Below are 21612 nucleotides of genomic sequence, written 5' to 3'. Positions count from 1 at the left end.
TGTCTGTCCGAGGTGTCAGTAGGTCTCGACGTGCACGCTGGTCTCGCTCAGTGCTTCGACCACGAAGATCCGGGTACCGACCGGGATCGGCCGGTCGGCCCGGGCGTTGAGCTTCACCGGCTGTCCGGCGAGGTGGACCCGGACCTCGCCGTAACCGTTGCCGGGGATCGGGGTGACCACCAGGCCGATCGCGCCGGCCAGATGGTCCCGCGTGGGGGTGGCGTCGGTGCGCATGTTGCGGGCCGCACGGCTCAGCCGGGCGGCCAGCCACGCGGTGGGCACGGCGGCGAGCGCGCCACCGGCCACCGCCGCCGCGATCATCCCGGGGGTACGCCCGCCGAGCATCTCGTTGACGATCGCGCCGCCGAAGCCGAACGCCCCGGTGAACCCGGCGACCGCCTCCAGCGACACCGGCCCGTCGACGTCCGGTTGGCCGAGGTGCAGCACTCCCGAGCCGAGCAGGGCGAGCGTCAGGACGCCGACGCCGATTCCACCGATGATCAGGAAAATGAGCGTCCCGGTGGCCATGACCTGCACGGTATCGACATCGCGCAACATCGACTAAGCGAAGGTCCAGCGGTCGGTCAGCCAGGCGCGATCGTCACCTCCGCCGACGAGAATCCCGCCGGGAACGGCTGACGCACGAGTTCGCGGCCGGTGGTGTCGGCGAACACGAACTCCCGGTACCCGTTGGGCCGCCGGTAGAGGAGGCGGTCGTCGCCGGCCCAGACGGCGTCGGCGGCGGGCAGTGTGTTGACCACCCGGCCGGTCGCCGTCTCCACCAGCAGCGGCTCCTTCTGTCCCTGGACCACCACCAGCTTCCCGTCCGGTGACCAGGCCCACGGCCCGGCCGGGTCGCCGGGCATCGGCGCGAACCGGGTCGGCCGGCCGCTGTCGGCGGCGAAGAACTGGACGCCGTGTCGTGGGTGCCGGGCCGACTCGGACCGGGAGCGAAAGGGGTCGGTCTGCTGGAGCAGCACCTCCCGTCCGTCCGGACTCCAGACGAAGAAGCAGTGGTCGGTGCAGAGGAACCGGACGGTGTCGACGGTGAAGGAGCGCGTGGTGCCGTCGGCGTCGAGGACGACGAAACCGAAGTGATCGACCCGTCCGCTGGTGAACAGCAGGCTGCGGCCGTCCGGCGACCAGCTCGGCCATCCGAGTGCGCGTCCCGGCTCGTACCAGCGGGTCGTGCCTCGGGCCAGGTCGACGAGCCCGACCTGGCGTGCCCGGTCGTCGTCCCAGACCGCGACCAGCGAGCCGGCGGGCGCGGGCAGCACGACGTCGTAGCGGCCGTTGGCGAAGTAGCGGCCGCGTCCCCGATCGAGCAGGTACGAATTCCGGTCCGCCCCGCCTCTCTGGAGCAGGCTGGTCACCACCCAGCCGCCGGGCAGCACCAGCGGGCCGTCCGCCCAGTCCGGATCGGGTGCCGCCCGGACCAGCGGCGACGGGGTGGCGGTGACCGGCGGTGTGGTCGGCGGCGGGGCGGGATGAGGGCGCAGCAACACGAACGGCACAGCCGCCGCGACCGCCGCGACCACCGCGACCACCGCGACGGTGCCGACCCGCCGGCGACGGCGCAGCCGGCGGCCCCGGCCGAGCGCCCGCAGCGCCAGGTCCGGCGCGGGCGCGGCGTCATCGGCGAGATCGCGTACGGCCCTCCGGAGCGTCTCGTCAAGCGGTCTGCTCATCGGGTCACCTCCGGCTGGGTGGGCAGCTCGTCGAGCGCCGGCACGAGCTGCCGGAGCCGGGCCAGCGCCTTGGCGCTCTGGCTGGCCACCGTGCCGGCCCGGCAGCCGAGCAGTCTGGCGGTCTCCTCGACGCTCAGGTCCTCCAGGTAACGCAGTGTCAGCACGGCGCGCTGGCGCGGTGGCAGTGCCCGCAGCGCGTCCCTCAGCAGCAGCCGCAGGTCGCTGTCCTCACCCGGGGTCGGCCGCTCCGGCAGGTCGGCCACCGGCACCTCGGCGCGCCGACCGCGCCGCCAGCCCGACACCTGGTCGTGGTACAGGATCCGTTTCACGTACGGCTCCGCGTCGCCGCGGATCCGGGGCCACCGGGCGTACGCCTTGGCCAGCGCGTTCTGGAGCAGATCCTCCGCCGCGTGCTGGTTGCCGGCCAGCGCGTACGCCACCCGCAGCAGCGCCGCTCCCCGCTCGTTGACGAACGCGGTGAACTCGCCGTCGACCTCCGCCACCGTGCACCTCCGTGTCTCAGACGCCCGGGGCGGGAGAAAGTTTGCCCGCCGCGCGACAATGGCCGACATGCGCTGGACCGTGCTCGACTCGCCGATCGGGGAGTTCTCCGTCGGCACCGACGCCGACGCCGTGTGCGGCGCGCACTTCGGGCGGGTGGCGTCGGCCACCGACGAGCCGGTCGACGAGGTGGGCCGGCTGGCCGTGGCGGAGCTGCGGGCGTACTTCGCCGGCGACCTGACCGAGTTCACCGTGCCGGTGTCGGCGCAGCGGGGTTCGGAGTTCGAGCGCGCGGTCTGGCGGGAGATGATCCGCATCCCGTACGGGGAGACGACCACCTACGGCGAGGTGGCCCGGGCGCTCGGCGAGCCGGGCGCGGCCCGGGCGGTCGGGGTGGCCTGCAACCGCAACCCGGTGCCGGTGATCGTGCCGTGTCACCGGATCGTCGGCGCGGGCGCCAAGCTGGTGGGCTTCGGGGGCGGGTTGCCGCGCAAGGTGACGCTGCTGGAACTGGAGGCGTCCGTGGCGCTGCGGCGCGCCTGGTCCTGACGTACCGCGAGAAGAAGGCCGGGTCCGTGTGGACCCGGCCTTCTTCGGTGCTCGTGTGACGCGTGTCAGCGCTCGATGTCGCCGGCGATGAACGCCTCGACGGCGGCGTGCGCGTCGTGGTCGGCGTACTGCTCCGGCGGGGACTTCATGAAGTACGAGGAGGCGGAGAGGATCGGGCCGCCGATCTTCCGGTCCAGCGCGATCTTCGCGGCGCGGACGGCGTCGATGATGACACCGGCCGAGTTCGGCGAGTCCCACACCTCGAGCTTCAGCTCCGCGTTGAGCGGGGTGTCACCGAAGGAGCGGCCCTCCAGGCGGATGTACGCCCACTTGCGGTCGTCCAGCCACGGCACGTGGTCGGACGGGCCGATGTGCACGTCGCTCTTGCTCATCTCGTGCGGGATCTGGGAGGTCACCGACTGGGTCTTCGAGATCTTCTTCGAGACCAGGCGGTTGCGCTCCAGCATGTTCATGAAGTCCATGTTGCCGCCGAAGTTGAGCTGGTACGTGCGCAGCAGCTCGACCCCGCGGTCCTCGAAGAGCTTCGCCAGGGCGCGGTGCACGATGGTGGCGCCGACCTGGCTCTTGATGTCGTCGCCGACGATCGGCAGGCCGGCGTCGGTGAACTTCTGCGCCCACTCCGGGTCGGAGGCGATGAAGACCGGCAGGGCGTTGACGAACGCGCAGCCGGCGTCGATCGCGGCCTGGGCGTAGAACTTGTCGGCCTGCTCGGAGCCCACCGGCAGGTAGGAGACGACCACGTCGACCTGCGCCTCGCGCAGCGCCTGGACCACGTCGACCGGCTCGCGGTCCGACTCCTCGACCATCTCACGGTAGTACTGGCCGAGACCGTCGAAGGTCGGGCCGCGCTGCACGCTGACGCCGGTCGGCGCCACGTCGCACAGCTTGATCGTGTTGTTCTCGCTGGCAACGATCGCCTCCGCGAGGTCCATGCCCACCTTCTTGGCGTCCACGTCGAACGCCGCGACGAACTTCACGTCCGAGACGTGGTAGTCGCCGAAGGTGACGTGCATGAGACCCGGGACGCGGTCGTTCGGGTCGGCGTTCCGGTAGTACTCCACGCCCTGTACGAGGGACGAGGCGCAGTTACCCACACCGACGATGGCGACGCGGACGGAGCCCATAGCGTCTGCCTCCTTCTTCTTCATCACGGCCGCTCTGTCCTGGACGTTCCAGGCGTGGGCGGGCTGTCGTTGTCTCCTCGGCCGCCGGCCGTCCCGGTTCGCGGGTCGGACGGGGCCCGGCCGGAGCGCTCGTTGGCGATGAGCTCCTCCAGCCAGCGGACCTCGCGCTCACAGGCGTCGAGCCCGTGGCGTTGCAGTTCCAGGGTGTACGCGTCGAGCCGCTCGGCCGCCCGGCCGAGCACGTCACGAAGACCCTCGCGACGTTCCTCGATCTTTCGACGACGACCTTCCAGGATCCGGAGCCGGGTGGCCTGGTCGGTCCGGGCGAAGAACGCGAAGTGCACGCCGAAGCCCGTGTCGTCGTACGTCTCGGGTCCAGCCTGCGCTATCAGCTCGGCGAAGCGTTCCTTGCCCTCCGCGGTAATGGTGTAGACCACCCGACCGCGTCGGCTGGTCAGCGCGGGAATCTCGTCGGCGGTCGCGGGCGTCTCGGCAGCTTCGGTGATCCATCCCGCCGCCTGCAGCCGGCGCAGGGTCGGGTAGAGCGAGCCGTAGCTGATCGCCGCCCGGATGGCGCCGAGCTTGGCGGTCAACTCCTTGCGCAGCTCGTAGCCGTGCATCGGAGCTTCCTGCAGGAGGCCGAGGATGGCGAACTCGAGCACGGGCCATCCCTTCTTTCCCGCAGGCGCGGGCTTGCCTGCCGCGATGTATCGAACCGATACATCGCACGTTAGCCGAGGCGGGAGAGTCCGGCAAACCCCGGGTTGCGCCACGCGCTCGTCACCGATGGTGACCATGGTCGCCTGGGTCCGACGGAGCGCGTACCCTTTGGCGCATGCGTACGCAGCGCCAGGTCGTCGACTACTCGCTCCAGAAGCGGGCAGTGCTGCGTGAACTCCTCACCGGCCGGGTCGGCACGTACGACGTCTGCGACGCCTCGCCGTACCTGAAGAACGCCGCCCGCTTCCACGGTGAGCAGACCGACGACCGTTGCCCGGTCTGCCGGAGCGAGAACCTCATCCACGTCCACTACATTTACGGTGACGAACTTAGGCAGTCCGCCGGCCAGGCGCGCACCCGGGCGGAATTGCCCGTCCTGGCCATGACGCTGCGTGAGTTCCAGGTGTTCGTGGTGGAGGTCTGCCTCGGCTGTGACTGGAACCATCTCGTCGAGCAGTTCCTGCTCGGCCGGGACGGTCTCGCGGGCGAGGTGGAGGACGCGTCGGACTCGGCCGCGGCCAACGGCTCCACCTTTCGGCGAAGGCGAGAGGCGCAACGGTGAAACTGGCTGTCCCGACCGCGGTGGCCCCGTTCCACGGGCGATGCGAGCGGCAGTCATTAAGCGCAATTAGTCCGAATAAATCGGATTTGGCGAACGCACGCCGACGTTCTCGGCGGCTAGCGTCTCGTGTTCCAACTCACGGCAACCCGGTGGCGGCGCCCTCGCGCCCCACCGCGACCGGCAGGGTGTGAGGAATGAACTACGGCGATCCCAGTTCTTCGCGTGGGCGGGCCCAGATCCCGGGGCCCCACGGTGACCCGGGCTCCGAGGCGGGTCCGCGCGGGAGTGGTTGGTCCGGCGGCGCCCCCGAGGGCGGCGCCTCGGCCCGCGCATCGGTGACACCGCGTGGCACCGGCGGCCGAGCCTCCGTCGGCGGCGTCGCACCGGCACCGCGCGGGGCCGCCGGCTCGGCGTCGGTCGGTCGTGCCGGCGCGGGCCGGGCATCCGTGCCCGTCTCGCCGGCACCCGGAGTGTCCGGGCGCGCGGGTGCCGGGCGGGCGTCCGTCCCGATCTCCCCGGCCGCTCCGGCCGGGCGCGCCTCGGTGGGCGCCGGGCGGGCGAGTGTCGGCTCGGCAGCGGTGGGCGGGCGGGCCGCCGTGCCCGGCTTCTCCGGTGGCGGTGGTGGCCCCGGCGGCCCGAACGGCCCGAACGGCCCCGGCCGTGGTCGCCGGGGTGGCAACCCGGCCGCGGCGAAGAAGCGGCGCCGGGTCAACATGCTGATCGCCGGCTTCGCCGTGTTCATCATGCTCACCGGCATCGGTGTGGTCAGCTTCACCTGGTATTCGCAGCAGGTGCCGCTGCCCGAGGACACCATCCCGCCGCTGTCCACGACGATCTACGACTCCACCGGCAAGAACCCCATCGCCCGGATCGGCGACCAGAACCGCCAGTTGGTGACGATCGACCAGATCCCGGATCACGTCCAGCACGCCGTCGCCGCGGCGGAGGACCGGAACTTCTACCGGCACTCCGGCGTCGACTACAAGGGCATCGCCCGGGCCGCCTGGAACAACCTCAGCGGCGGCGACAAGCAGGGTGCCTCGACCATCACCCAGCAGTACGCGCGCAACGCGTTCGACAACCTCAACCAGGACACGTACGGCCGCAAGGTGAAGGAGGCGATCCTCGCCTCCAAGCTGAACGACAAGTACGACAAGCGCGTGATCATGCAGCACTACCTGAACGTCATCTACTTCGGCCGGGGCGCGTACGGCATCGGGGCGGCGTCGCAGACCTACTTCAAGAAGCCCGTCGACAAGCTGAACGTGGCGGAGGCCGCGGTGCTGGCCGCGCTGATCAAGCAGCCGGAGCCGAGCGCCACCCACCAGGGCTACGACCCGGCGATCAACCCGCCGGCCGCGCTGGACCGGTGGAACTACGTGATCAACGGCATGATCACCGAGAAGTGGCTGGACGCGCCGAACATGCCGGCGCACCCGACGGAATACCCGAAGAAGATCGAGAAGCCGTCGAAGAACAGCGCCGGCAGCTTCGGCGTCAACACGCCGTACGGCAACATCGTCAACTACGTCTCGCAGGAACTGCGCGAGATGAAGCTCTGCACTGACAGCGAGGCCGAGGCGACCGAGGCGAAGCCGCTCTGCGCCAAGGCGTTGAGCCGCGGCGGCTACAAGATCACCACGACGATCGACAAGAAGATGCAGGAGGCGGCGCTCGAGGCGGCCCAGCGTGCCAAGAAGGGCTCCGCGCTCGAAGGGCAGCCAGACAACCTGATGGCCGCCGTGGTGGCGATCGACCCGAAGACCGGCGGGGTGCGCGCCTACTACGGCGGCGACAACGGCACCGGCACCGACTACGCCGGGAAGAACGTCGACAACGGTGTGGTCAGCGGCGGCCACTCACCCGGCTCGAGCTTCAAGATCTACACGCTCGCGGCGGCGCTCAAGGAGGGCATCTCGCTGAAGTCCCGGTGGAAGGCCTCGGCGTTCACCCCGAAGGACACCAAGTTCAAGGTGAGCAACGCCGGCGCGGACAAGGTCTCCTGCGGCGACTCCTGCACGCTCGAACTGTCGACCCTGAAGTCGCTGAACGTGCCGTTCTACTACATCACCGAGCAGATCGGCCCGGACAAGGTGCTCGACATGGCCAAGCAGGCCGGCGTCACCACCATGTGGCAGACCGACACCAACCCGGCCAAGGCGCACGACCTGACCAAGGCCGACCCGAAGGACCTGGCGCCCAACCCGTTCTTCCACGTCATCGGCTACGGCCAGTACCCGATCACCGTGCTCGACCACGCCAACGGCGTCGCCACCTTCGCCAACCAGGGCACCTACAACAAGGCGCACTTCGTGAAGCTGGTGCAGAAGCAGAACCCGGACACCGGCAAGTGGGACACCGTCGGCGGCGAGCGGCTCCAGCCCCAGAAACGGATCGACAAGGACATCGTCGCCGACGTCACCTCGGTGCTGAAGCAGTACCCGGGCCAGGTGAGCCGCCGCCTGGCCGACGGTCGCCAGGCCGCCGAGAAGACCGGCACCTGGGAGCTCGGCGACAAGAGCACCCGCAACGGTGACGCCTGGATGATCGGCTACACGCCGCAACTCGCCACCGCCGTGTGGGTCGGCAACCTCGGGAACCGCAAGGCGATCAAGGACGACGACGGCGATGACATCAGCGGTGCGAAGATGCCCGGCGAGATCTTCCAGCGCTTCATGAACGATGCGCTCAAGGGCAAGGACAAGGAGGAGTTCCCGCCCGCCGCGAACGTCGGCAAGGACGATGCCGGCAATGGTGAGGCTCCGCCTCCGCCGACTCCCGCGCCCGGCCAGCCGGGCGGGCCCACCTGCGACCCACTCGGCCTGTTCTGCCCCGGCGGCACCCCGGGTGGCGGTGGCAACCCCGGTGGCGGCGGCACGCCTGGTGGCGGTGGCAATCCCGGTGGCGGCGGTAACCCCGGTGGTGGGGGCAACCCTGGCGGTGGCGGTGGTGGCGGGCTGCTGCCGAGCACACCACCGACCCGACAGACGAACTGACGCGCACCAGCTGACGGCGGCGGCCGGACCCGAGCGGCCCGGCCGCCGCCGTGTTTCGCGGACCGGAATTTTCTCCCCCCACGGCGGGACGCGACCCCCCGGAGTACGGCAGGATTCCTCTCCATGAGCACCCAGTCGACCGCAGGCATCGACGAGCATGGCTCCGACGGCCGATCCGGGGCCGGCCCCGCCGGGGCTACGCCACAACCCGGTGCCACCGTGGACCACCCGTCCCGCTCGGACTGGTTCGTCCGCGGCGCGTCCGGCCTGATCGGCGGGCCGCTCGGCGACCACGCCGCCGCCCTGGACCGCCCCGCCGGGCGGGAAGGTCGCTTCTGGACCGCCGCGCGGATCGTGCTCGCCCTTGTCTGCCTGACGCTCGCGCTGCACTGGGTGCAGAAGTCCCCCTGCCAGGACGGCGCCTGGCAGAACAACGTGCAGTACACCCGGATGTGCTACACCGACGTGCTGGCGCTCTACTACGCCGAAGGACTCAACGAGGGCAAGGTGCCCTACGCCGACCACCCGGTGGAATACCCGGTGCTGACCGGCTACTTCATGGGCGCGCTCGGTCTCCCCGTGCACGCCCTCGGCACCGACAACCTGGGCATCAACCAGGCGCAGTGGTTCTACAACGTCAACGCGCTGGTGCTCGGGGCGCTCGCCGTCGCCACCGTGGCGGTCATCCTCAGCCTGCGCCGTCGACGACCCTGGGACGCGGCGTTGTTCGCGCTGTCCCCGGCCCTCGTGCTCACCGCCACCGTCAATTGGGACCTGCTCGCCGTCGGCCTCGCCGCGTTCGGCCTGTGGGCCTGGGCGCGCACCCGCCCCTACCGGTACGGCATGCCGCTGTCCGCGGTGGCGGGTGTCCTTATCGGGCTCGGTGGGGCCGCGAAGATGTGGCCGCTGTTCCTCCTCGGCCCGATCCTGGTCCTCTCGTTGCGGGCCGGCCGGTTCCTGGCCGGGCTGATCACCACGGCCGCCGCGCTGGCGACGCTCGTCCTGGTCAACTGGCCGACGTATGAGCTCTATCCGGAAAGCTGGGGGCGCTTCTTCGAACTGAACACCACCCGCCCCATCGACTGGGGCACGCTCTGGTACATCGGCCGCTACCTCGACGGGCGGATCAGCCCGTCCGCACCCGGTGAACTCGGGCCGTTCGAATGGCTCAACGCGAACATCCCCACCCTCAACTGGTTGTCGTACCTGCTCTTCGGTCTGGCCTGCCTCGGGGTGGCCGCGCTGGCGTTGCTCGCCCCACGCCGCCCACGGCTGGCCCAGCTCGCGTTCCTGGTGGTCGCCGCGTTCCTCATCTTCAGCAAGGTCTGGTCGCAGCAGTTCGTGCTCTGGCTGCTGCCGCTCGTCGTGCTCGCCCGGCCCCGCTGGGGCGCGTTCCTGGCTTGGCAGTTCGCCGAGGTCGCCTACTTCGCCGCGTTCTACGGCGAACTGCTCGGCGCCGCCACGTCCCGGCCGGTCTTCCCCGAGGGCGTCTTCGTGCTCGCGGCCAGCCTGCGCCTGGTCACGGTGGTGGTGCTCTGCGGCTTCGTGATCCGGGACATCCTCCGACCCGAGCACGACGCGGTCCGGCAGACCTACGCGGACGACCCGGACGGCGGGGTGCTCGACGGTGCGCCCGACGCGCCCTGGCACCAACGCTGGCGATCCGGCGTCGCCGTCGACCGTCCCGTCGAACCCGTCCCCACCTGAGCGACCGGCTCTAGAGCCGGAACACGACCGCGTCGCCGATCTGCTCCCGGGTCACCCCGGGGGCGTCCACCGGCCGGTCGAGCATCCTCTCCCACGGGGTGCCACCGAGCCGGTCCCGGAGCACCACCACGTTGCGGACCCCGACCTGCCGCAGATATGCGACGCTCGTGGCGTCGGGGAAACCGACCGTGGCCTCACGGATGTCGGCCTGGGATTTCGGTGTGAAGCCGCTGCCGCCGTTGACCATCCGCTGGAACCGGTCGGTGGACCAGAGCATCACCGGCTGGTCGAGGTTCTGGCTGCTCGGCAGCACCAGCAGCGGACCGTCCACGCTGCGCATCACCGCCGGCTGCTGCGGCACCACCGGATGCGGGGTGACGTTCAGGCCCTCCGCCAGCACCAGCAGCAGCGGCAGCAGGGTGGCCAGCCGCAGCCACGGGCCCGGCCACGGCGGTACCCGCTCGGCGGCCAGCTCGCGTACCCGCATGCAGAACGCGGTGAGCGCGCCGGCCGCGAGTAGGCCCAGCAGCAGGGTGGTCCAGAGCATCATCCGCCCCGGCGTCCGCAGCCCGCTCCAGCCCGGCAGGTGCTCGAAGAGCGGCACGTAGGTGAAGGTGCCGCCGAAGAACCGGGTGCCCATCGCCAGGGCCATCGTCACCAGCACCCCGGCGAGCAGGAAGAGCCGGTGCCGGACCCGCCAGACCGAGAAGAACAGGCCACCGGCGGCGAGCGCGTAGAGCACGAAGCCCGGCAGCAGCGTCATCTCCGGATGCCAGGGCAGCACGGCACGAGCACCCTCGTGCAGCCCACCCCAGACCCGGGACTCGGCGGGCGCGGTGAAGAACCCGCTCGGGGGCGGCGAGTAGAGCACGATCTCACCGAGCGTCCGCTCCGCGTTCGGATGCAGCTCGGCGACCTTGAAGTAGGGCACCGCCAGCGCCGCGCCCACGGCGGCGAAAGCGAGCGCGCCGAACACGTCGGCCAGGAACAGCCGCCGGCCGAACGGACGCTTCACCCGGCGCCGCCGTACGAACCACAGCACCACCGAGACCAGGCCGATCCCGGCCAGCGCGTACGCGAACGGCAGCCCGATGCCGAACCCCAGACTGAGCTGCCACGCGGCGACCAGCCACCCGGTGAACGCCCAGCCGGCGTGCCGGCGGCGTGGCCGGTAGCCGTGGCGCAGCGACCAGCCGTGCCCCCGGGCCAGCATGGCCAGCGCCAGCGGGATGCCGCCGTTGGAGATGACGTGCAGGTGCCCGGCCTGGGCCAGGAGCCACGGCGCGTAGGCGAAACTCGCGCCGGCCACCGCGCCGCCGATCCGGCCCGCGCCGAGCTGCCGGGCCAGCGCGTACGCCCCGAACGCGGCGAGCGCGTGGGCCAGCACGAACATGATGTTGTAGCGCAGCACGGCGTGCTCCGGGCCGACCCCGATCAGACCGGCCGGGGTGTATCCGAGCAGGGTGTCGGAGAAGGCGAAGCTCCAACTCTCCGGGAAGAACGTGTTCGACTGCCAGAGCGTCCCCGGGTCGGTGCGCAGGGCGTGCCCGGACCATGCCATCTGCCACGCCTGGAGGCTCGGGTCCCAGTAGTCCTGCGGCAGCGTGTGACGCGGATAGCGCAGGGTGGGCCAGGTCATCGCGGCGGCGAGCGCCAGCGCGGCGAAGACCGCGAGCGTCCACTCGTGCACCAGGAACCGGCCCACCGAGCGGGCGGCCCGACGGACCCGCCCGAGGACCGGCTCGGGTGCCGGCCCGAACGCGGACCATGGATCGGAGGGCTCGCCGTCGTCCGTACCGTCGGCCCGGTCCTTGCCGTCGCCCGTCCCGTCGCCGGTCGGCGCCGCGTCGTCGGCCGTGGTCGCGCGCTCCCCGGGCGAGCCGTCCTCGGATGCCGCCCCGGTCGTCTCCGCCGGGTCGGCGTCCGGCCGGTCCGCCGAGGCGTCGCCGTCCGGACGGATGGCGGCGTCGGGCCGGCGACCGGTCGCGCCGGACTGCTCGGTGGTCATGCCGTCGTGCCCAGTTGGTCGCGCAGGAAGGCGATGTCGGCGGCCTGGCCGTCGGCGCCGCCGGGGGTCTCCACGATCACCGGGGCGCCGGCCGCGCGGATCACCGCCACCAGCAGTTCGGGGTCGATGGTGCCGCCGGTGAGGTTGTCGTGCCTGTCCTGACCGGAGTTGAAGGCGCCCTTGGAGTTGTTCGCGTGGATCAGGTCGATCCGGCCGGTGATCGCCTTCACCCGGTCGACCACTCCCAGCAACTCCTCGCCACCGGCGTAGGCGTGACAGGTGTCGAGGCAGAAGCCGACCTCGTGGTCCCCGAGCGCGTCCCAGAGACGGGCCAGCGAGTCCAGGTGCCGGGCGCAGGCGTTGTCGCCACCGGCGGTGTTCTCGATCAGCACCGGCAGCGGGAAGCCGCCGGAGTCCGCCGCGTAGGCGAAGGTCTTGCGCCAGTTGTCGAAGCCGACGGCGAGGTCGTCGCCGGCGTTGACGTGACCGCCGTGCACGATCAGCCCTCTGGCCCCGACCGACGCGGCGGCGGCGGCATGGCTCAGCAGCAGCTTGCGGCTGGGAATACGGATGCGGTTGTTGAGCGTGGCCACGTTGATCACGTATGGCGCGTGGACGTAGAGATCGACGTCGGCGTCGCGCAGGCGTTCGGCGTCCTCCCGCGGCTTCGGGGCCTTCCAGCCCTGCGGGTCGGCGAGGAAGAACTGGGCCGCTTCGGCGTCCCGGGCGACGGCCTCGGCCAGCGGGTCGGTCGGATCGACGTGGGCTCCGATTCGCATGGGTGGCAGCCTACGTCGCACCGCCGACGCTCCGCGCGGGCGCGCGCGTGGGGTGGTGACGTGCCCCGCGTCACCACCCGGCCGGGCGTTCGTTGTCCGAGGTGGGATCGATGGTCGACGCTCCGCCCGCACGTGGTCCACAGCACTTGCGGGCGAGGGTCGGCACCCGGAGACGGGACGCCCCGCCGTGCGGCCCGGCACGACGGGGCGGGATCCGCTCGTCATCCGCAACGATGGTGGTCCAGGGGGCGAATCCCTCAATTCCCCCAAGTGGTGACGAGAGCCGTTGTATGGTCAGACCAGGCGACAACACTATAAAGCTCCGCGGGGCGTCTTCGATCCAACCTCATCGGTGTGGTCGTTCCTCCCCAGGTCCCACCCAAGGAATGCGGACGGGACGCCCCGCGGCCCCGTGGACAGGGGTCCACCTTCCGGCTCGCACCGCCGGAGGTGGGCCCCTGTCGCCCGTCCCCGACCCTCCCGACCCTCCGGCCCGGCCATGATCGTCCGGACCGGCTATTCTGGTCAGGTTGTCCGCGTCCGGCCGGGTTCCCCCGGCATCGGGCGGGCGACGACGCACGACCTCCTGCCACGGAAGGACCGTGGCCGCTTAGCCCACAGGAGGTGAGCACGTCTTGCGTCACTATGAAGTCATGGTGATCCTCGATCCCAGCCTCGAGGAGCGCACCGTCGCCCCGTCGCTCGACACGTACCTGAACGTGATCCGGACCGCGGGTGGCTCGGTGGAGAAGACCGACGTGTGGGGCCGCCGGCGCCTCGCGTACGAGATCAACAAAAAGGCCGAGGGTATCTACGCCGTCATCGACCTCCAGGCGACGCCGGAGGCCGTAGCCGAGCTGGACCGTCAGCTTCGACTCAACGAGTCGGTGCTGCGCACCAAGGTCATTCGCCCGGAGATGCGCTGAGCATCTAGACCCGACACGTCCGGATCAAGCCTCATCCGCGTTGTCGGAGGGCTCTGAGAGCCTGTACGACACAACGATGAGTGTGCGAGGAGATGGTCATGGCAGGAGACACCACCATCACGGTCATCGGCAACCTGACCGATGACCCCGAGTTGCGGTTCACCCCCTCCGGCGCGGCGGTCGCCAAGTTCCGGGTCGCTTCGACGCCCCGGTTCATGGAAAAGGCGTCCGGCGAGTGGAAGGACGGCGAGCCGCTGTTCCTCTCGTGCACGGTCTGGCGCCAGGCCGCCGAGAACGTCGCCGAGTCGCTTCAGCGCGGCGCCCGGGTGATCGTGTCCGGCCGGCTGCGTCAGCGGTCGTACGAGACCCGCGAGGGTGAGAAGCGCACCGTCATCGAGCTGGAGGTCGACGAGATCGGCCCGTCCCTGCGCTACGCCACGGCGAAGGTGCAGAAGATGTCCCGGTCCGGCGGCGGTGGCGGCGGATTCGGTGGTGGTGGTGGCGGCGGCGGCCAGGGTGGCGGCGGAGGCAACTTCGACGACCCCTGGGCTTCGGCTGCCCCGGCCCCCTCCCGCGCTGGTTCGGGCGGCGGCAACTTTGACGAGGAGCCCCCGTTCTGATGGCGTCGAGCACCCGCGATCGCAAACCAGGAGCAAGAGCAATGGCCAAGGCTGCGGCACTGCGCAAGCCGAAGAAGAAGGTGAACCCGCTCGACAAGGACGGGATCGCCTATATCGATTACAAGGACACCGCGTTGCTGCGCAAGTTCATCTCCGACCGCGGCAAGATCCGCGCTCGACGGGTGACCGGCGTTACCTCGCAGCAGCAGCGGCAGATCGCCCGTGCGGTCAAGAACGCCCGTGAGATGGCGCTCCTGCCGTACACGGCCACGGCTCGCTGAGAGGAGGCACGGACATGAAGATCATCCTGACTCAGGAGGTGTCCGGCCTCGGCTCTCCGGGCGACATCGTCGAGGTGAAGGACGGCTTCGGCCGTAACTACCTGCTGCCGCAGGGCTTCGCGATCGCCTGGACCAAGGGCGCGGAGAAGCAGGTCACGGTCATCAAGCGGGCCCGCGCGGCCCGCGAGATCCGCGACCTGGACCACGCCAACGAGGTCAAGGGCCAGGTCGAAGGTCTCAAGGTCAACCTGAAGGCCCGCGCCGGCGACGGCGGGCGGCTCTTCGGCTCGGTCACTCCGGCCGAGATCGTCGACGCCGTCAAGGCCGCCGGCGGCCCGGTCCTGGACCGCCGCCGGCTGGAACTGCCCAGCCACATCAAGGCGCTCGGCGCATACCCGGTCAGCATCCGGCTGCACCCCGAGGTGACCGCCAAGTTCAACCTGAACGTGGTCAAGGACTGACACCGGCACGACGACCGAAGGGCCTGCACCGGACACCGGTGCGGGCCCTTCGTCACCTCCATCCGGGTGCCGGGCGGGCCACGGAACTCACCCGATCGGCTTGCCCGTCACCGCGCTGATCACCACCGTGGACAGGCCCCCACCCACGACGGCCGCCGCCAGCGCCACGGTCGCCGATCGCCAGCTCGTACCGACCTGCCGCAGCAGCACCGCCACCACCAGACTGCTCGCCATCGCCAACCCGAACCGCGGCGCCCCGGACAGCAACGACGCCAGCGCGTGCGCCCGCTGCGAGTCGCAGCCACCGCCGGTGACGTCGGTGACACACCCCGTCGGCGGCTGGCCGTTGAGGAACAGCAGGGCGAGGAAGAGCAGCGCCGCCGGCACCACATAGCAGGCCGCCGTGTACACCACCGGCCGCAGCGGGCCACCCGGATCCGGGTCCAGCAGGTCGTCCTCCAACCGCCGGCCCCACGGACCGCCGGTCGCCCCCGCACCCCGCCTGCCCGCCGCCCGGCCCGTCACGGCCGGCTGCACCGGGCCGCGCCGAGGCGCGGTACGCGGACGCGGCGCGGAGTATGTCACCGCCGGGGACCGGGGAGCCGACGACGATGTCTCCCCCCAGCGCGGGTCATCGTCGGCGAGCCGCGTACCGGACCAGAACTGCTCAGCCCGCTCCGGTGACGCCCAGCCCTCCCTCGTCGGTGGCCCCGTGCGGCCCCACGGGTCCACCCGCGGAGCGCCGCTGTCTCGTACCGGCTCCAGGGGACCGGTGTCGGTGAACCGAGCCCACTCGCCGGTGTGCTCCGTGCGGTCCCAGCGGCTCCCCGTGTCGTTCCAGCGATCACCGGGGGCCGACCGACCCCATGCGTGTACACCCGACGCGTCCCACGGATCGACCGCCGGCTGCTCCGCCGGGTCCCGCTCGACCGCGCGGCTCCGCTCCCACGGATCCGCCGGCCGCTCCCACGGATCCGTCTGCCGGGAGTTCGCCGTCGACAGTGACCACGCCGATTCCGACTCCACCGGCCGGGACCACGCCGATTCCGACGTCGACATCGCGGGCGGCCAGGAGGAACCGGGCAAGGTCCGTCGCTGCCCGGCCGGCCGCTCGGCGGTGGCGCCCCGGTCGTCACCGGGGCCGGTCGGCTCCGGCAGCCCGGACCAGGTCACCTCCGGCCGCCGTGACGCCGCCCGCCGGGGGCGGCTGCGGGGCGTCACGCCGGACACCGGCTCGTCGTCGGCCCGCCTGCTCCCCACGTATCCCCGTTCCTGCGGGGTGTCCACGGTCCACTCGGCGGTGTGGTCGGACAGCGGGCCTGCGCCGACCTGCCCCGGCCCGCGCGGCTCGTCCCGGCGCCAACCGCCGTCCGTCCGCCAACCGCTGTCCGTCCGCCAACCGCCGCCGGACGGCGGCGTTTCCACCTCGTCGTCCGGCGCGGCATGCCGACCACCGCCGTCCGCCCGGCTCACCCCGGACTCCACGGCCCATCGGGGAAGGTAGGCGTCCACCGGCTCGTCCTGGCCGCGCTCACTGGCGCGTCGCCGGCTCGGCGTGCGGTGGCTGTCCGACGGATACGCGCCGAGCCGGCGCGGACCGGCGGGCTCGTCCCAGGAACCGCTCGGTCGACGCTCGCGCGGGCTGTCCTCCCCGCCTGCCCAGTCCCGGTGTCTCACGGCCGGAGCGTGACCTCTCTCAACCCGAAAAGTGCAACCCGCTGTCCCAGGTGTCGCCGTTCGCAGCGATAGTACGGGACGATCGGCGGCAAAGCTTGGCCGGAAATCTTCCATCCACAGGGTGGGGACGATGAAACCCCAGGTCAGACGCGATAATCCCGGAAATCCCCATCAGTTGTCCACATCCTGTGCACACCCTGCGCACATGCCTGTCCCCGGGCGTCCACAGGTTGTCCCGAGGCTCATCCACCGGCCTTGTTGAGCGGCTGACCTCGGGTTCCGTATCGTGGTCCCCCGACCGTCCGGACGATGACCCCCGATCGACCGGTGGGGTCGGCGGAAGTGTCATACCCCAGCGATACAGCTGGACCGATCCGACGCAGCGAGGGGGGCCACCCGTGTCGGTCACCGACGAGACGCGCGCGGAACGGACCGGGGGGCAACCGTCCGAGCCGTCGCGCCGCGATGCGCCGTTCGAGAAGACCCCACCTCAGGACGTGGCCGCCGAACAGTGTGTGCTCGGCGGCATGCTGCTCTCCAAGGACGCCATCGCGGACGTCGTGGAGATCCTCAAGACCAACGACTTCTACCGCCCGGTCCACGCCACCATCTTCGACGCGATCCTCGACATCTACGGGCGCGGCGAACCCGCCGACCCGATCACCGTGGCCGCCGCGCTCGCCGACTCCGGCGACCTCGCCCGCATCGGCGGCGCGCCATACCTGCACACGCTCATCGCCAGTGTGCCCACCGCCGCGAACGCCGCCTACTACGCCCGGATCGTCGGCGAGCGGGCGGTGCTCCGGCGGTTGGTCGAGGCCGGCACCCGGATCGTGCAACTCGGCTACGGCACCGGCCAGGGCGGCAGCCGCGACGTGGACGACATCGTCGACCTCGCCCAGCAGGCGGTCTACGAGATCACCGAGAAGCGCGTCAGCGAGGACTTCGCCGTCCTGGCGGACATGCTCCAGCCGACCCTTGACGAGATCGAGGCGGTCGGTGCCCAGGGCGGGATGATGACCGGCGTGCCGACCGGGTTCACCGACCTCGACCGCCTGCTCAACGGCCTGCACGCGGGGCAGTTGATCATCGTGGCCGGTCGACCCGGCCTGGGAAAGTCGACGGCGAGCATGGACTTCGCCCGTAACGCGGCCATCCGGGCCAACCAGGCGGCGGCGATCTTCTCGCTGGAAATGAGCAAGGTCGAGATCGTCATGCGACTGCTCTCGGCCGAGGCGCGCGTCCCGCTGCACGTGTTGCGCAGCGGTCAGCTCTCCGACGACGACTGGACCAAGCTGGCCCGCTGCATGGGTGAGATCAGCGAGGCGCCGCTCTTCGTCGACGACACGCCCAGCATGAACCTGATGGAGATTCGGGCGAAGGCGCGGCGGCTCAAGCAGAAGCACGACCTGAAGCTGATCGTCGTCGACTATCTCCAGCTGATGACCTCGCCGAAGCGCACCGAGAGCCGGCAGCAGGAGGTCGCGGACCTGTCCCGTGGCCTGAAGTTGCTGGCCAAGGAGGTCGAGTGCCCGGTGATCGCGGTGAGTCAGCTGAACCGTGGCCCCGAGCAGCGCACCGACAAGCGGCCACAGCTGTCCGACCTGCGGGAATCTGGCTCCATTGAGCAGGATGCGGACGTGGTGATCCTGTTGCACCGCGACGACTACTACGACAAGGAGTCGCCGCGCGCGGGCGAGGCGGACTTCATCATCGCCAAGCACCGGAACGGGCCGACCGACACCGTGACGGTCGCGGCCCAGTTGCACCTGTCGCGCTTCGTGGACATGGCGATCGTCTGACCGCTCTCAGCCGAGCAGCGGGAACCAGCCGGCCGCCTCGCCCAGCTCGAACCGGTCCCGGTCGGTCAGCGGCGCCCGGCCGGTGGCCTTCAGCAGGTATTCGTGGTCGTCCCAGCCGGCCGGCCGGACCGCCTCGTCGCTGAGCAGGCCATCCATCGTGGTCACCGCGACCCGCGTCGGTTCCGCCGCAGGCCGCGGCGCGTCCGGCAGGTCCACCACCATGTCCAGGTGGTGCACGACCGCCTCCGTGGTCAGGGTGGCGAGCAGATGGGATACGCGCAGCACGTGCCCCTGGGTGGTCACGTATCCGTCGGGGTCGGAAGCGGTGGCCGCACGGACGGCGGCGGGCGCGGTGTCGGCCCAGAGGCGGACCACGCCGGTGGGCCGGTCGAAGGCGGCGGCGGAGCGGCGGGCCCACCAGGCATGCCGGGCGCTCGCGTCGTCGTCGCCGGGGGTGAAGGCGCGCCAGTAGCTGACGTCGTCCTGGTCGGCCGGGCCGGGTGCCGGACTGGCCAGGGCGACGAGCGCGCGCTGGGCGTCGCAGAGCACGTGGAAGAGCAGGTCGGCGACGAGCCAGCCGTGGCATCGGGTGGGCCGTTGCAGCCCGGCGTCGTCGAGCGGGGTGAGCACGGCGGTGATGCCGGCGTACGCCTGGGCCAGCGCCTCGTGCTGCCGGATCGGGATCATGTCGTGCAGCCTGCCACGCCCGGCCGCCCTCGGCGCGGCGTGCACCGTCGGGCGGGTGCCCCTCCTTCACGCTGAGCTGTCGAGAAGGGGCACCGCCCGCGCTGGTGGATCAGTCGAACAGTTCGCCGAGGAAGCCGTGCTTCTTCTTGCGGCGGTAGTGGCCGTGATAGCCGTGGTGCTGCTGCTGACCGTAGCCGTACGCGGGCTGCGGGTAGCCGTGGCCGGGCGGCGGGGGCGGAGGTGGGGGGACGGCGCCGTAGCCGGGCTGGTGCGGCGCGGCGGGCGGGGGCGGCGGTGGTGGCGGGTAGCCGGCACCCGACGGTGCCGGTTGACGGCCGGCGCCTTGCTGCTGGTTCCAGTTGGCCTCTGCGTCGAACAACTTCTCGAGCTCGCCGCGGTCGAGGAAGATGCCGCGGCATTCGCCGCACTGGTCGATGTGCACGCCGCTGCGCTCGTACTGGCGCATCTCCCCGCGGCACTTGGGACAGGTGAGCTGCATGACAAAGACGGTACCGGGTGTTTTCACGCGGTGGCGGTCAGCGCCTGCGTCACTTCGTCGTCCGGGACCTCGTGGAAGTCGTCGTAGTAGGCGCCGACGGCGGCGAAGTCGCGCGGAAGTTGGCAGGTCACCACCGCGTCGGCCTCCGCCGCGAGCAGCTGGTGGGCCTGCTCGGAGCCGACCGGGACGGCGACCAGGACGCGGGTGGCACCGAGGTGGCGGGCCACCTGGACGGCGGCGCGGGCGGTGGCGCCGGTGGCCAGCCCGTCGTCGACGATGACGGCGGTGCGTCCGGTCAGGTCCAGGGGTGGGCGGCCGGCACGGTAGCGCTGCTCGCGGCGTTCCAACTCGGCCTGTTCGCGGCGGTGGACCTGGCCCCGGTCGTGTTCGCTGATCCGGCCGGCGACCATCTCGTTGCTCACCTGCACGCCGGGGCCGAGCGCGCCGTACGCGACCTCGGGGGCCCAGGGCACGCCGAGTTTGCGGACGACGAGCACGTCGAGGGGGACGCCGAGCCGGTCGGCGACGACCCGGGCGACGGGCACGCCGCCGCGTACCAGGCCGAGGACGATGACATCGGGTCGGCCGGCGAGGTCGGTGAGCCGTTCGGCGAGGTCCCGTCCCGCCTCGGCGCGGTCGCGGTAGGTGGTCATGTCTCAGGTGTACGCCTTCCGACCGGTTCGCGCCGGTCGGATGCCGGGAAAGCCGGCGTTTCGGCGAGCGCGAGCGCGGGGGCGAGGACCAGCAGGGCGACCGGGTAGAGCAGGTAGCCGAAGCGGGTGGAGGGCATCAGCAGGATCGCGGCGAGCAGCCCGTACCCGCAGATCAGTGCGGTGGCCGCGGCGGTGCGCGGCGGTCGGCGCAGCAGCCGCACGGCGATGGCCAGGCCGGCGACGACGAGCAGCGCGGCGGCGACGACCCGGCCGGCGGGGAGGGCCTCGGCGATCAGGTGGCCGGGGAACGGCGTCTGGGCGGGGCTGGTGACCAGGCCGTGGCCGAGCGGGAAACGCAGCACGTTCTCGACGAGGGCATCGCGGTCGACGATGAGCGCCGGGACCAGCGCGAACAGTGGCAGGCCGAGGGCGCCCAGGGCGGTGCGTGGTGCGGCCCGCCGGGTGGCGGCCCAGCAGACCAGCACGATCGCGACCGGCCACGCGAGGAGCTTCAGCGCACCGGCGGCGCCGATGGCCAGTCCGGCCCGGCCGGGCCGGCCGGCGGCGACCAGGGCGAGGGCGAGCAGGCAGAGCGCGAGTACGGGAAGGTCGTCGCCGCCGGTGGCCAGGGTCAGCGCGCAGACGGGCAGGACGGTGGTGGCCTGTACGGCGCGCAGGAGTGCCGCGTCGCGGCGGGGGGTGGCCGGGGCGTCGACGGCGCGCAGGGTGGTGACGATGGCAACCAGGGTCAGCGCGGTGACCACGGCGAACCAGACGCGGGCGTCGGTCCACCAGGCGTCGACGGCGGCCCGGGGAAGCCCGAACAGGGCCATCCCCGGCTGGTAGGGGGTGTAGCCGAGGAGCTGCTCGCCGGGTGGCAGCGCGGCGATGGCGTCTGGTCCGAGGTAGGGGGTGCCGTGATCGGCGAGGCGGGTGCCGGCGTGCTCCGCCACGATCACCTCCTCCTGCGCCCGGTCGGTGCGTCCGCCGGCCCGTTCGACGCTCTGCGCGACGACCGGCAGCAGCGCGGTGGTCACCCAGGTGAGACCGGTGACCGTCCAGCGCGCGCGCAGCGTGGCCAGGAGCGTGCGGGGGGCGCGACGTCGGGCGAGGAGTTGCGTGGTCGCGGCGAGTGCGGCAAGCGCGTACCCGATGGTGGCGAGCGCACCCCACGCGCGGTGCGGGGGCAGGCTGGAGGTGACGGCGGTGACCGCCGCGAACAACGTGGCGGCGGCGTAGAGACCCAGGTCGAGCCCGAGCCCGAGGCCACCGGCGGCGGTGTCGACTGCCGACCAGCGGCGGGCGGCGGAGGTGGCCGGGTCGGCGTGGGCGGTCACGCGGGCCAGTCTGG

General features: G+C 71.6%; 21 protein-coding genes. 9 read left to right on the top strand and 12 right to left on the bottom strand.

Translation table 11 applies throughout. The features are described 5' to 3' along the window. Positions 1–15: 15 nt before the first annotated feature. The 3 genes from ACLQ2X_RS10660 to ACLQ2X_RS10650 are packed head-to-tail and all read right to left on the bottom strand — an operon-like array spanning position 16 to position 2191. Entirely contained in the window at positions 16–558 is a 543-nt protein-coding gene (locus ACLQ2X_RS10660) for a hypothetical protein (protein ID WP_425680820.1), read from the bottom strand. 26 nt (positions 559–584) lie between these two features. Then, positions 585–1688, bottom strand: a complete 1104-nt coding sequence (locus ACLQ2X_RS10655; RefSeq protein ID WP_425680819.1) for a TolB family protein — start codon at positions 1686–1688, stop codon at positions 585–587. Next, complete coding sequence (locus ACLQ2X_RS10650) at positions 1685–2191, bottom strand: SigE family RNA polymerase sigma factor (RefSeq protein ID WP_425680818.1); 507 nt, start codon at positions 2189–2191, stop codon at positions 1685–1687. Before ACLQ2X_RS10650 ends, ACLQ2X_RS10655 begins: the two co-directional genes overlap by 4 nt. A 67-nt stretch (positions 2192–2258) precedes the next feature. On the opposite strand from ACLQ2X_RS10650, the gene ACLQ2X_RS10645 reads away from it, so the two are divergent. Further along, entirely contained in the window at positions 2259–2738 is a 480-nt protein-coding gene (locus ACLQ2X_RS10645) for a methylated-DNA--[protein]-cysteine S-methyltransferase (RefSeq protein ID WP_425680817.1), read from the top strand. A gap of 65 nt (positions 2739–2803) precedes the next feature. On the opposite strand, the gene ACLQ2X_RS10640 is transcribed toward ACLQ2X_RS10645, so the two are convergent. Next, the gene (locus ACLQ2X_RS10640) at positions 2804–3883 is read right to left on the bottom strand and encodes an inositol-3-phosphate synthase (protein ID WP_425680816.1); all 1080 of its coding nucleotides are present in this window, start codon (positions 3881–3883) and stop codon (positions 2804–2806) included. A 23-nt stretch (positions 3884–3906) separates the two neighbouring features. Continuing rightward, positions 3907–4545, bottom strand: coding sequence for a PadR family transcriptional regulator (locus tag ACLQ2X_RS10635; RefSeq protein ID WP_425680815.1), 639 nt, complete (start codon positions 4543–4545; stop codon positions 3907–3909). 173 nt (positions 4546–4718) lie between these two features. Between ACLQ2X_RS10635 and ACLQ2X_RS10630 the strand changes: the two genes are divergently transcribed. The 3 genes from ACLQ2X_RS10630 (at position 4719) to ACLQ2X_RS10620 (ending at position 9868) form a co-directional block, all read left to right on the top strand. Continuing rightward, positions 4719–5165 (top strand): DUF5318 domain-containing protein, encoded by a 447-nt coding sequence (locus ACLQ2X_RS10630; protein ID WP_425680814.1) that lies wholly within the window; start codon positions 4719–4721, stop codon positions 5163–5165. A gap of 194 nt (positions 5166–5359) precedes the next feature. Then, positions 5360–8161 carry a transglycosylase domain-containing protein gene (locus ACLQ2X_RS10625; protein ID WP_425680813.1) on the top strand — a complete coding sequence of 934 codons (2802 nt, stop codon included), beginning with the start codon at positions 5360–5362 and terminating at the stop codon, positions 8159–8161. A 123-nt stretch (positions 8162–8284) separates the two neighbouring features. Continuing rightward, positions 8285–9868: a glycosyltransferase family 87 protein gene (locus ACLQ2X_RS10620; protein WP_425680812.1), complete on the top strand. Its 1584-nt coding sequence runs from the start codon at positions 8285–8287 to the stop codon at positions 9866–9868. 10 nt (positions 9869–9878) lie between these two features. On the opposite strand, the gene ACLQ2X_RS10615 is transcribed toward ACLQ2X_RS10620, so the two are convergent. Both ACLQ2X_RS10615 and ACLQ2X_RS10610 read right to left on the bottom strand, forming a co-directional pair. Then, positions 9879–11876, bottom strand: a complete 1998-nt coding sequence (locus tag ACLQ2X_RS10615; protein ID WP_425680811.1) for a hypothetical protein — start codon at positions 11874–11876, stop codon at positions 9879–9881. Continuing rightward, positions 11873–12655, bottom strand: coding sequence for a deoxyribonuclease IV (locus ACLQ2X_RS10610; protein ID WP_425680810.1), 783 nt, complete (start codon positions 12653–12655; stop codon positions 11873–11875). The genes ACLQ2X_RS10615 and ACLQ2X_RS10610 overlap by 4 nt, the downstream gene beginning before the upstream one ends. 635 nt (positions 12656–13290) lie before the next feature. Between ACLQ2X_RS10610 and rpsF the strand changes: the two genes are divergently transcribed. From rpsF to rplI, 4 genes are all read left to right on the top strand, one after another. After that, on the top strand, positions 13291–13581 hold the full coding sequence (gene rpsF / locus ACLQ2X_RS10605) for a 30S ribosomal protein S6 (RefSeq protein ID WP_120328341.1): 291 nt from the start codon (positions 13291–13293) through the stop codon (positions 13579–13581). A gap of 98 nt (positions 13582–13679) precedes the next feature. Further along, positions 13680–14201 (top strand): single-stranded DNA-binding protein, encoded by a 522-nt coding sequence (locus ACLQ2X_RS10600; RefSeq protein WP_425680809.1) that lies wholly within the window; start codon positions 13680–13682, stop codon positions 14199–14201. A 41-nt stretch (positions 14202–14242) separates the two neighbouring features. Further along, positions 14243–14482 carry a 30S ribosomal protein S18 gene (gene rpsR, locus ACLQ2X_RS10595; protein ID WP_425681074.1) on the top strand — a complete coding sequence of 80 codons (240 nt, stop codon included), beginning with the start codon at positions 14243–14245 and terminating at the stop codon, positions 14480–14482. Between the two features lie 14 nt (positions 14483–14496). Continuing rightward, entirely contained in the window at positions 14497–14943 is a 447-nt protein-coding gene (gene rplI, locus ACLQ2X_RS10590; protein ID WP_425680808.1) for a 50S ribosomal protein L9, read from the top strand. An 87-nt stretch (positions 14944–15030) separates the two neighbouring features. On the opposite strand, the gene ACLQ2X_RS10585 is transcribed toward rplI, so the two are convergent. Beyond that, complete coding sequence (locus tag ACLQ2X_RS10585) at positions 15031–16620, bottom strand: hypothetical protein (protein WP_425680807.1); 1590 nt, start codon at positions 16618–16620, stop codon at positions 15031–15033. 398 nt (positions 16621–17018) lie between these two features. Between ACLQ2X_RS10585 and dnaB the strand changes: the two genes are divergently transcribed. Then, entirely contained in the window at positions 17019–18422 is a 1404-nt protein-coding gene (gene dnaB, locus ACLQ2X_RS10580; RefSeq protein ID WP_425680806.1) for a replicative DNA helicase, read from the top strand. Between the two features lie 6 nt (positions 18423–18428). On the opposite strand, the gene ACLQ2X_RS10575 is transcribed toward dnaB, so the two are convergent. The 4 genes from ACLQ2X_RS10575 to ACLQ2X_RS10560 all read right to left on the bottom strand — a co-directional run bounded on the left by ACLQ2X_RS10575 (position 18429) and on the right by ACLQ2X_RS10560 (position 21598). Then, complete coding sequence (locus tag ACLQ2X_RS10575; protein ID WP_425680805.1) at positions 18429–19109, bottom strand: maleylpyruvate isomerase N-terminal domain-containing protein; 681 nt, start codon at positions 19107–19109, stop codon at positions 18429–18431. A gap of 109 nt (positions 19110–19218) precedes the next feature. Continuing rightward, complete coding sequence (locus ACLQ2X_RS10570) at positions 19219–19608, bottom strand: zf-TFIIB domain-containing protein (protein WP_425680804.1); 390 nt, start codon at positions 19606–19608, stop codon at positions 19219–19221. A 23-nt stretch (positions 19609–19631) separates the two neighbouring features. Next, positions 19632–20261 (bottom strand): phosphoribosyltransferase, encoded by a 630-nt coding sequence (locus ACLQ2X_RS10565; RefSeq protein ID WP_425680803.1) that lies wholly within the window; start codon positions 20259–20261, stop codon positions 19632–19634. Beyond that, positions 20258–21598 (bottom strand): glycosyltransferase 87 family protein, encoded by a 1341-nt coding sequence (locus ACLQ2X_RS10560; protein WP_425680802.1) that lies wholly within the window; start codon positions 21596–21598, stop codon positions 20258–20260. Before ACLQ2X_RS10560 ends, ACLQ2X_RS10565 begins: the two co-directional genes overlap by 4 nt. Between the last annotated feature and the right edge of the window lie 14 nt (positions 21599–21612).

The organism is Micromonospora sp. DT31 (assembly GCF_049841795.1).
GTDB lineage: Bacteria > Actinomycetota > Actinomycetes > Mycobacteriales > Micromonosporaceae > Micromonospora.
Note: the sequence above shows the minus strand (reverse complement) of the source record. Positions and strands in the feature narration are given on the sequence as shown.